9 protein-coding genes are annotated in these 9,674 nt (G+C 73.0%); 4 read left to right on the top strand and 5 right to left on the bottom strand.

The features are described from left to right. Window positions 1-197 precede the first annotated feature (197 nt). From rsmD to PLL68_RS03025, 3 genes are read right to left on the bottom strand one after another with little or no spacing between them, the layout of a single operon-like run. The gene (gene rsmD, locus PLL68_RS03035; RefSeq protein ID WP_324531526.1) at window positions 198-767 is read right to left on the bottom strand and encodes a 16S rRNA (guanine(966)-N(2))-methyltransferase RsmD; all 570 of its coding nucleotides are present in this window, start codon (window positions 765-767) and stop codon (window positions 198-200) included. Next, on the bottom strand, window positions 767-2,974 hold the full coding sequence (locus PLL68_RS03030) for an ATP-dependent DNA helicase RecG (protein ID WP_324531525.1): 2,208 nt from the start codon (window positions 2,972-2,974) through the stop codon (window positions 767-769). Before PLL68_RS03030 ends, rsmD begins: the two co-directional genes overlap by 1 nt. 17 nt (window positions 2,975-2,991) lie before the next feature. Continuing rightward, complete coding sequence (locus PLL68_RS03025) at window positions 2,992-4,695, bottom strand: DAK2 domain-containing protein (RefSeq protein ID WP_324531523.1); 1,704 nt, start codon at window positions 4,693-4,695, stop codon at window positions 2,992-2,994. 143 nt (window positions 4,696-4,838) lie between these two features. Between PLL68_RS03025 and rpmB the strand changes: the two genes are divergently transcribed. Then, entirely contained in the window at window positions 4,839-5,033 is a 195-nt protein-coding gene (gene rpmB, locus PLL68_RS03020) for a 50S ribosomal protein L28 (RefSeq protein WP_159900229.1), read from the top strand. A 90-nt stretch (window positions 5,034-5,123) separates the two neighbouring features. On the opposite strand, the gene thiL is transcribed toward rpmB, so the two are convergent. Further along, entirely contained in the window at window positions 5,124-6,197 is a 1,074-nt protein-coding gene (gene thiL / locus PLL68_RS03015) for a thiamine-phosphate kinase (RefSeq protein ID WP_324531520.1), read from the bottom strand. A gap of 145 nt (window positions 6,198-6,342) precedes the next feature. Between thiL and PLL68_RS03010 the strand changes: the two genes are divergently transcribed. Together PLL68_RS03010 and PLL68_RS03005 are read left to right on the top strand one after the other, a co-directional pair. Next, complete coding sequence (locus PLL68_RS03010) at window positions 6,343-6,576, top strand: Lrp/AsnC family transcriptional regulator (protein WP_159900233.1); 234 nt, start codon at window positions 6,343-6,345, stop codon at window positions 6,574-6,576. A 50-nt stretch (window positions 6,577-6,626) separates the two neighbouring features. Continuing rightward, on the top strand, window positions 6,627-7,028 hold the full coding sequence (locus PLL68_RS03005; RefSeq protein ID WP_324531518.1) for a DUF3515 family protein: 402 nt from the start codon (window positions 6,627-6,629) through the stop codon (window positions 7,026-7,028). A 123-nt stretch (window positions 7,029-7,151) separates the two neighbouring features. On the opposite strand, the gene PLL68_RS03000 is transcribed toward PLL68_RS03005, so the two are convergent. After that, window positions 7,152-8,306, bottom strand: a complete 1,155-nt coding sequence (locus PLL68_RS03000; protein WP_324531516.1) for a D-alanine--D-alanine ligase family protein — start codon at window positions 8,304-8,306, stop codon at window positions 7,152-7,154. 194 nt (window positions 8,307-8,500) lie between these two features. Between PLL68_RS03000 and PLL68_RS02995 the strand changes: the two genes are divergently transcribed. Beyond that, window positions 8,501-9,616, top strand: coding sequence for a trans-sulfuration enzyme family protein (locus tag PLL68_RS02995; RefSeq protein ID WP_324531533.1), 1,116 nt, complete (start codon window positions 8,501-8,503; stop codon window positions 9,614-9,616). Window positions 9,617-9,674 lie beyond the last annotated feature (58 nt).

Raw genomic sequence — 9,674 nt, 5'->3', positions numbered from 1 at the left:
TGACCCATCGTCACCAATTCGCCGACCGAAATGTGCCCGAGCAACCGACTTCGTGCGACTTCGGTGCGCTGGGAGGGCCGAAAACACGCAAACTCCGCACCGAAGTCGCACGAAGTCGCAACCTCTGGTCGAGGCTGGATGCTGGGATCGTGGATGCCGGTGACGGGGAGGGTGGGCACGGCCGGATGCCGGGTGGGTCAGGTTGCGGGGCGGGCCAGCCAGATCGTGGTCTCGCCGTACTTTCGGGGTTTGCCGTCCCGTTCGAGCCCTTCGGGCCAGGTCGGCTCGGGGCTGCGCTTCGACCGCTCGACGACCACGAGCGCCGCGGGGCGCAGCCACCCTGACGCGAGCCGGGCCAGCACGGCGCCCAGGGCGCCCTCGTCGACGTCGTAGGGAGGGTCGATGAACACCAGGTCGACCTGCTCCGGCTCCCCCGCCGCGCGCGCCAAGGCAGCGTCGACCGTCGAGCGAGACACTCGCACCCGCTGACCCACCCCCAGCTCGCGCACGTTGCCCGCGATGACGTCGGCCGCACGCCGGTCGGACTCCACGAGCAGCACCGACTCCGCTCCCCTGCTGGCGGCCTCGAGCCCCAGGGCCCCTGACCCGGCATAGAGGTCGAGCACCCGTGCACCGGCCACGGCGCCGCGGGCGTCGAGCGCGCTGAACAGGGCCTCGCGAACCCGGTCACTCGTCGGCCGGGTGCCCGATCCGGGTGGAGTGCGCAGCGTGCGACCCCCGAGGGTTCCGGCGATGATGCGGGTCATCAGCCACGCTCCAGGTAGGCGGCCTGCTCGGCGTCGACCCGGGCACGAACGGCCTCGGCGAGCTCGGGGTGGTCGGTGAGGTCGGGGTCGGCGGCGACGAGGGCGAAGGCGTCCTCACGGGCATCGACGATGACGTCCTCGTCCTCCAGGATGTGCAGGAACTCCAGCTGCGTGCGCCGCCCGTGCTGCGCCGCGCCGAGGATGTCCCCCTCGCGCCGCTGTGACAGGTCGAGCCGGGCCAGCTCGAAGCCGTCGGTGGTGGCCGCCACGGCCGACAGGCGCGTCATCGCCGGCTCCGCGTCGGTGCCGGTGACGAGCAGGCACAGCCCGGGGTGCCCACCGCGACCGATCCGCCCCCGCAGCTGGTGCAGCTGCGAGACACCGAACCGGTCGGCATCCATGACGACCATGACGCTGGCGTTGGCGACGTCGACCCCCACCTCGATGACGGTGGTCGAGACGAGCACGTCGAGATCGCCCTGCTGGAACCGCAGCATGATGGCGTCCTTGTCCTCGGCACTGAGCCGGCCGTGCAGCACGCCGATCGACAACCCGGCCAGGGCGGGCTGCTCGAGCAGCGCCGCGTGCACGGCGTAGACGCTCTTCAATGGCCGAGGCGGTGCCGCAGCCGCCTGGCCGGAACCAGTGCCGTCATCGTCGGGCACGACCTCGTCGCGCAGGTCGGCCCCGTCGGTGATGCCCACGATGGAGCCGTCACCGGTGCCGTCATCGCCGATCCGCGGGCAGACGACGTAGGCCTGGCGACCGGCCCGGACCTCTTCGGCCACCCGCTCCCAGGTGCGGGCCATCCACCCCGGCCGCTCCTCCGGCACGACGTGGGTGGTGATCGGCGCCCGCCCGGCAGGCAGTTCTCGCAGGGTGGAGGTCTCGAGGTCGCCGAACACCGTCATCGCCACGGTGCGCGGGATCGGCGTCGCCGTCATCACCAGGACGTGCGGCGGCACGACTCCCTTGCCGCGCAGTGCGTCGCGCTGCTCGACCCCGAACCGGTGCTGCTCGTCGACGACGACGAGCGCGAGGTCGAAGAAGTCGACGTTCTCCTGGAGCAGGGCGTGCGTGCCGATCACGATTCCGGCGTCACCACTGGCGACGTCGAGCAGGGTCCGGCGGCGCACGGCCGTGGGTTGGCTACCCGTCAGCAGGGCCACCCGGGTCGCGTTCTCGGCACCACCGAGCATCCCCCCGTCGGCGAGGTCACCGAGCATCGTGGTGATCGTGCGGTGGTGTTGCCCGGCGAGCACCTCGGTGGGCGCCAACAGCGCCGCCTGCCCCCCGGCATCCACCGCGGCCAGCATCGCCCGCAGGGCGACGACGGTCTTGCCCGAGCCCACCTCACCCTGGAGCAGACGGTGCATCGGCACCTCGCGGGCCATCTCGTCGGCGATCGTCGCGCCGACCTCGCGCTGCCCCGCGGTCAGCTTGAACGGCAGCCGGGAGTCGAAGGCCTCGAGGATGCCCCCCGACCTCGTCGCGCGGGGCCGGGTCACCTGCCCGGATGCCGTGCGGCGCCGCTGCGCCAACGTCACCTGGAGGACGAACGCCTCCTCGTACCGCAGCCGCCGCCGGGCCTGCTCGACCTCCTCCCACGAGTTCGGGGTGTGGATGCCGCGCAGCGCCTGGGTGCGTGAGACGAGTCGGCGGGTGGTCCGCACGCTCTCGGGGATCGGGTCGGGCACCTCGTCGAGGACGTCGAGCACCCGGCGCACGCTCTCGGTGACGGTCCACGTGTGCAGCGACCCGACCGCGCGGTAGATGGGGATGAGGTCCTTGCGATCGCCGGCGTCGAAGTCGTCGAGCATCGTGTAGCCCGGGTGGGTCAGCTGGAGGCGGTTGTTGTAGGTGCCGACCACCCCGGCGAAGATGCCGCGTGCGCCGGGCACGAGCACCTTCTCGTGACCCCAGGCCTTGAAGAAGGTGATGTCGATGTCGTGCGTGCCGTCGGTGATGACGACGTTGAGCATGGTGCCCTTGCGCGCCTTCATCGACCGCGTGGTCGCGCTCTTGACCTCGGCAACACCGACGAGGAACTCGCCGGGCGTCACCGACCCCAGGTCGCTCTCGCGGGTGCGGTAGCGGCGCGGCCAGAACGCCAGCAGGTCGCCCACGGTGTGGATGTCGCGGGCCGTGGCGAACTTCTTGGCCGCGGTGGCGATGATCGGTGCCAGCTTGCTCGACTCCGTCGCCACGTCAGGTCACCGCCAACTCACTCCACCCCGATGAGCAGCGGATAGACGGGTTGCCCCCCGTCGAGGACGAGGACCTCGATCTCGGGGCGATCGCGTTCCAGGGCGGCCGCGGCCCGTTCACCGAGGCCGGGCGCGGCGTCGGCCCCGACGACGAGGGTCACGAGCTCTCCACCGGCGGACAGCAACCGGTCGAGGACCTCACGGGCCGCGACCTCGATCTCGGCGCCGAGGAAGGCGACGTCGCCGTCGACGATGCCGAGGATGTCGCCGGGGTGGCAGACGCCCGCCCAGGTCAGGGCCTCCTTGGTCGCGACGGACACGGCGCCGTGGCGGGTGGCGACGGCCGCACCGGTCATCGCGACGACGTTGGCGTGCACGGCACGCGCAGGGTCCAGGACCGCGAGCGCGGCCAGGGTCTGCACGGTCGTGCGGGCCGGCACGACATGGGCGTCGATGCCTTCGCCCATGGCGGCCTCGGCCGCGACCCCGGCCGCCATGAGCGTGTCGCGGTCGCCGGGCAGGATCACCACCGACGGCGCGCCCGTGGCCCGCACCGCCGCGAGCAGCTGGCCGGCCGATGCGCGCCGGCCCGCAGCCGACGGGACGACCGTGGCCCCGGCCTCGCGCAGCAGGGTGGCGATGCCCGGGCCGGCGGCACACGCCACCACAGCGATGGGTGAGGGGTGTTCGCGGGTGCGTGACTGGGTGGCGAAGTGGGAGATGCGGATCCGCTCGGGGCGTCCGGCGGCGATTCCGGCCTCGACCGCAGCCCCGGGGTCGTCGACGTGCACGTGCACGTTCCAGAGGTCAGGCCCCCCGACGACGAGGAGGGAGTCGCCGAGCCCGTCGAGGGTGTGGGTCAGGGTCTCCACAGCCGCCGCGTCCGTGGCGTTCAGCAGGTACATGACCTCGTATGCCGGGCCGTCCCCACCGTGGTCGGCCTCGCGGTCGAGCGGGTCGTGACCGGGCAGCACCTCGTGGGCCGCGGGGCCGGTGCCGACCGCGGTGCCGGCACGCCACTCGTCGCGGCGGTGCAGGACCGGACCAGCCGCGAGCAGGCTGTCCTCGTCGTCGGTCCAGCGCCCGGTGATGGCGCGATGGAACGACTCGAGCATCAGGACACACCCGGCCCCGCCGGCGTCGACGACCCCGGCCCGGGCGAGGGCCTCGAGCTGGTCGGGGGTGCGCGCCAGGGCTGCACGGGCGGCGTCGACGGCGGCCTGAGCGACGTCGGCCAGCGACCCACCGCGGTTGGCGGCGTCGACAGCGGCGGCGACCCCGGCATCCGCGACGGTGAGGATCGTGCCCTCCTGCGGGTGCGCGACGCACGCGCGGGCCGCGGCGGCCCCGCGGGCGAAGGCTGCCGCGAGCAGCGGGGCGTCGACCACCTCGGCATCGGCCTCGATGACGACGTCGCAGATGCCCCCGACGATCTGGCTGACGATGACACCGGAGTTGCCGCGCGCCGAGAGCAGGATCGCCCGCTTGAGCGTGTGGCACTCGCGCACCAGGCTGGCGGTGCCGAGGATGCCGGCGCCCTCGTGGACGGCGACCACCTCGTCGATGGCCGCGTCGAAGGTGAGGTAGAGGTTGGTCCCGGTGTCGCCGTCGGGCACGGGGAAGACGTTGAGGGCGTCGATCTCGGTACGTCGGGCCGCGAGCGCCGCACGAGTCAACAGCGCCCAGTGGCGGGCGTCGGCAGCAGTGAGGACGTCGAGCACGGCCTCACCCTAACCGTCACGGCCGACGCCCGCGGGGAGGCGTTTTGGTTGCTCGGGCGTGACTCGGCTACTCTTGTCCGGTTGCGAGCCTGCTCGTGCGGGCCGCCGAAGACCATCAATCACACCATCTCAGGAGTACACCCGTGGCTGCCAACTGCGACGTCTGCGGCAAGGGACCCTCTTTCGGGCACAGCATCTCGCACTCGCACCGCCGCACCAAGCGTCGCTGGAACCCCAACATCCAGCGCGTCAAGGCGCTCGTCGGCGACGCCGGTGTGACCCCGAAGCGGCTCAACGTCTGCACCTCCTGCCTCAAGGCGGGCAAGGTCAAGCGCTGAGGTCCCCTCACGCACCATGAACCGGGCGGTCCCCTTGGGGGCCGCCCGTTTTCGTTGCCCTCGGGAGGCTGGGCGAGATCGGGATGCCGTTCAGCGGGCGAAGTGGTCCCATCCCCTCGCGTGGTCGGGCACCACGCCGTCGACGGTGACCCGGGGCCCGTCCGGGCCGGCCGCGAGCACCCGCCCGATGACGACCCACGGGTGGTCCGGGTCCTGCGGCAGCGAGACCTCGTCGGCGAAGGCCCCGACGAGGGAGTGCTCCTCGCCGCCGGTGAGCACCTGGTGCCAGGCCTCGTGCTCGCCGAGGGCAACCGTGAGCGGCCCTGCGGCGAACCGCTCGCGCAGCACGGCTGCGTCGAGGTCGACGCCGACCCCGCTGGCCCGGGCGATCCGGGTCAGGTCGGTGACCAGCCCGTCCGAGACGTCGATGAGAGCGTGCGCCCCGGAGGCCGCGGCGCGCGGCCCCGCCTGCCACGGTGGCACCGGCGCCCGGTGGTACGTCACCAACGCGCGCACGGCCGCGGACCGCGACGACCCGGCATCCGGCCCGCTCCCGTCACCGTCGCTGCACCCCGGCTCGTCCCAGACGGCCGCGCCGCGCGCTCCCTCACCCCGGTGGAGCAGCGCCAGCCCGCCCCCGGACCGGCCGAGCGACCCGCACACGGCGACGACGTCCCCGGGCCGCGCGCCCGAGCGCAGCACGGGCGCGCGCCCGCGAAGGTCACCCAACGCCGTCACCGACACGACGACGACCCCGGCCGGTGCCCCCGAGAGGTCGCCGCCCACCACCGGCGCCCCCGCCCGGGACGCCAGCGAGGCGATGCCGCGGGCGAGGTCAACCGCCCACGCGACCTCCAGGTCGGGGTCGGCAGCGAGCGAGACGAGCAGGGCCGTCGGCTCGGCCCCCATCGCAGCGATGTCGGCGAGGTTCTGGGCCGCGAGCTTCACCCCCACGTCGTGCGCGCTCGACCAGTCGTCACGCCAGTCCAGGCCGCACACCATCGAGTCGGTCGTCGCGACGACGCTGCCGCCGGGGGCGCTGACCACGGCCGCGTCGTCGCCCGGGCCGACCGGCACCGAGCCCTCGTCGACGTGCCCGCTCCCGGCATAGATCGGGAAGATCCGAGCGAGGAGTTCACCCTCGCTGGTGTCGCGCAACCGCACCGTGACCTACCCTCCCGGAGACGTGGGGACCCCTCGCACGGTAGCGTGCGGGCAGCGCCGGTCACGACGGGCGCCCCGGCCGCACCGGGCCAACCGGCCCGACGGCTCGACCTGCACAGACCCGACACGAAGAGGTGGCACTCCAGTGGTACAGGCCTACATCCTGATCCAGACCGACGTCGGCCGCGCCGCGACCGTCGCTGCGTCGATCTCCGAGATCGAGGGCGTTGCCCTCGCAGAGGACGTCACCGGCCCCTACGACGTGATCGCCCGCGTCGAGGCCTCCACGGTCGACGAGCTCGGCAAGCTCGTCATCGCCAAGATCCAGGACGTCGAGGGCATCACCCGAACCCTCACCTGCACCGTGGTGCACGTCTGATTCGGTACCGACTCCGGACGACGGCGGCTGCGCTCGGCGCGGCCGCCGTCGTGCTGTCCGGATGTTCCTCGGCGGTCGAGGTCTCGGTGCCGGCAGGGGGTTCGACCCCCGCCTGCGAGCTGGCTGGGGCGGCCTTCCCCGCGGAGGTCTCCGGGATGCCGCGCGTTGACACCGCGCCCGCGTCGCCTGCCGTCGCGGCCTGGGGCGACCCCGCGGTCATCGCCCGCTGCGGCGTCGGCGCGGCACCGCCGACCGATGTCGAGTGCCTGGAGGTGGACGGGGTGGGGTGGATCCCGCAGGAGCTGAGCGACGGCATCCGGTTCACCTCGTTCGGCACCGACCCCGCGCTCGAGGTGCTGGTACCGGGCGCGTACTCGCCGGAGGGGTTGCTGCTGCCCGCCTTCGCGGATGCCGTGCGCGCGCTTCCCGGCAACGGCCTCGCCTGCCGCTGACCCGCGGCCCGACGGTGGCACCAAGCCACGCCAAGCGGACACCCAGGGGCGCAGCCCGACACGGGTTGGCGGTGCGGTGCCCAGCAGAGCCGGCGTCAGCGACGCCGTGCGACGCAAGGGCGGTCAGCGCAGGCCGGTGCGGCGTTCCAGCGCCAGGGCGATGAGCTCGTCGATGAGCTCTGGGTAGCTCAGCCCGGTGGCCGCCCACATCCGCGGGTACATGGAGCTCGGCGTGAACCCGGGCATCGTGTTCACCTCGTTGACGAGCACGTCGCCGCTCTCGGTGAGGAAGAAGTCGACCCGGGCCAGACCCTCGCAGCCAGCCGCGTCAAACGCCTTGGCCGCCATCTCGCGAATCCGGGCCGACACGGCATCCGGCACCTCGGCCGGGGTCACCAACCGCACGTCCGCGGCCGAGAGGTACTTCGCGTCGAAGTCGTAGAAGTCGTGGTTCTGCACGACGATGCACTCCCCCACGACGCTCGTGCGGGTCGCATCGATGCCACGCCCCTCGAGCACCCCGCACTCGATCTCGCGCCCGACCACCGCGGCCTCGACGACGACCTTGGGGTCGTGCTCGCGGGCCGCCTCGATCGCCGCCTCGAGTTCCTCGGGCTGCGACACCTTGGTGATGCCCATGCTCGACCCGGCCCGCGCGGGCTTGACGAACACCGGCCACGAGAGCCCGTGCACGGCATCCATCGCCGCGGCGCGGTCGCGCTGCCACTCCTTGTCGGTGATGACGACGTACGGGCCGACCGGCAGCCCCGCGGACGCCAGCAGCACCTTCATGACGTGCTTGTCCATCATCGCCGCGGATGCCGTGACCCCCGACCCGACGTACCTCACGTCCGCGAGGTCGAGCAGACCCTGGATCGTGCCGTCCTCACCGAACGGGCCGTGCAGCAGCGGGAAGACGACGTCGACCTCGCCCAGCGTGCGCGGCGGCTGCCCGGGCTCCTGGACGACGAAGGTGCGGTCGGTGGCACTGGTCGGCACGATGACGCTGGGGGCGCCGCTGGCGACCTCGGGGGTGTGCCCCGCCGCGAGGCGCAGCGACTGCGGGTCGTCCGGGGCGAGCACCCAGTGCCCGTCCTTGGCGATGCCGACGGGCACGACGTCGTAGCGGTCGCGGTCGAGCGCCTCCAACACGCTGGATGCCGTCGCGCACGAGACCGCGTGCTCCGAGGAGCGGCCACCGAACACGAGGGCGACGCGGATCCGGCGGGGCGCACCCGCATCATCGGAACGGACAGGCAGGGTCGGGTCGGTGCTCATCGCCGTCGACTCTATCGGCTGACCGGGCCCGATCCCGGGCGCAGGCCCGATGCAGGTCCGTGCTCCCGAGTGCTGGGCCTTGCTCCGCCGGAAGATCCTTGCTCCGGTTGTGCGCCCATGCAGCGGCGCACGACCGGAGCAAGGACTCACATCGGGGGCAAGGACCTGCGAGCGCATACCCTGACGCCGTGACGATGACTCCCGGCCAGCCCGAGCACCCCGACCCCAAGCACCCCGACACCGACCACCTCTCACCCGCGACCCGCGTCGTCGCCCTCGGGCGTGAAGCCGCCGCCCCCGGCCAGCAGGTCGGGGCGCCACTCGTGCTCAGCTCGACGTATCACGCCGGCGGCGAGGTCATGTACGCCCGCTCGGGCAACCCGACGTGGAGCGCCTTCGAGCAGGCCCTGGGCGATCTCGAGGGCGGTGATGCGCTGGTGTTCGCCTCCGGCATGGCCGCGGTGTCGGCCGCGCTGTCCCTGCTCCCCCACGGCGGCACCGTCGTCGCCCCCGACGCCGCCTACAACGGTGTCGTCGCGACCCTGGAAGCCCGCGAGGCCGAAGGGTCGGCCACCGTGCGCCGGGTCGACGTCACCGACACCGCCGCCGTGATCGACGCCCTCGACGGCGCCGACCTGCTCTGGCTCGAGTCACCGACCAACCCGCTGCTCGAGGTCGCCGACCTGCCGGCGCTGCTCGGCGCCGCCCGCGAGCGCGGGGTGCTCTCGGTCGTCGACAACACCTTCGCCACTCCCCTGCTGCAGCGCCCCCTGGAGCACGGGGCCGATGTCGTCGTGCACTCGGTCACCAAGTACCTCGCCGGGCACAGCGACGTCCTGCTCGGTGCCGTCGTCACGGCCAGCACTCCGACCGGCCACGCCCTCCACGAGCGCCTGTTCACCCACCGCACCCTCGCCGGCGCGATCGCCGGCCCGATGGAGGTCTGGCTCGCGCTGCGTGGACTGCGCACCCTGCACCTTCGGGTCGAGCGGGCGCAGGCCAGCGCCCGTGAACTCGCCACCCGCCTGGCGAGCCATCGCGCGGTGACGCGCGTGCGGCATCCGGGATGGGGCGGGATCGTGTCGATCGAGGTCGCGGGCGGGGCGGATGCCGCGCAGCGGGTGTGCGAGTCGACGCACCTGTGGGTGTACTCGACGAGCCTGGGTGGCGTGGAGAGCCAGCTGGAGCGGCGACGCCGCATCCCGAGCGAGCCACCGCAGGTGCCCGAGAACCTCGTGCGGCTCTCGGTCGGCATCGAGGACGTCGACGACCTCTGGAACGACCTGAGCCAGGCCCTCGACCAGGCCTGACCCGGTCAGGCGGTTTCGGCCTTGCGGGGGCGCGAGAGCAGGGCCGAGACGACCTCCT

Source organism: Ornithinibacter sp. (assembly GCF_035443565.1).
GTDB lineage: Bacteria > Actinomycetota > Actinomycetes > Actinomycetales > Dermatophilaceae > Fodinibacter.
The sequence above is the reverse complement of the archived record's forward strand: the minus strand, read 5'-3'. Positions and strand labels throughout refer to the sequence as shown.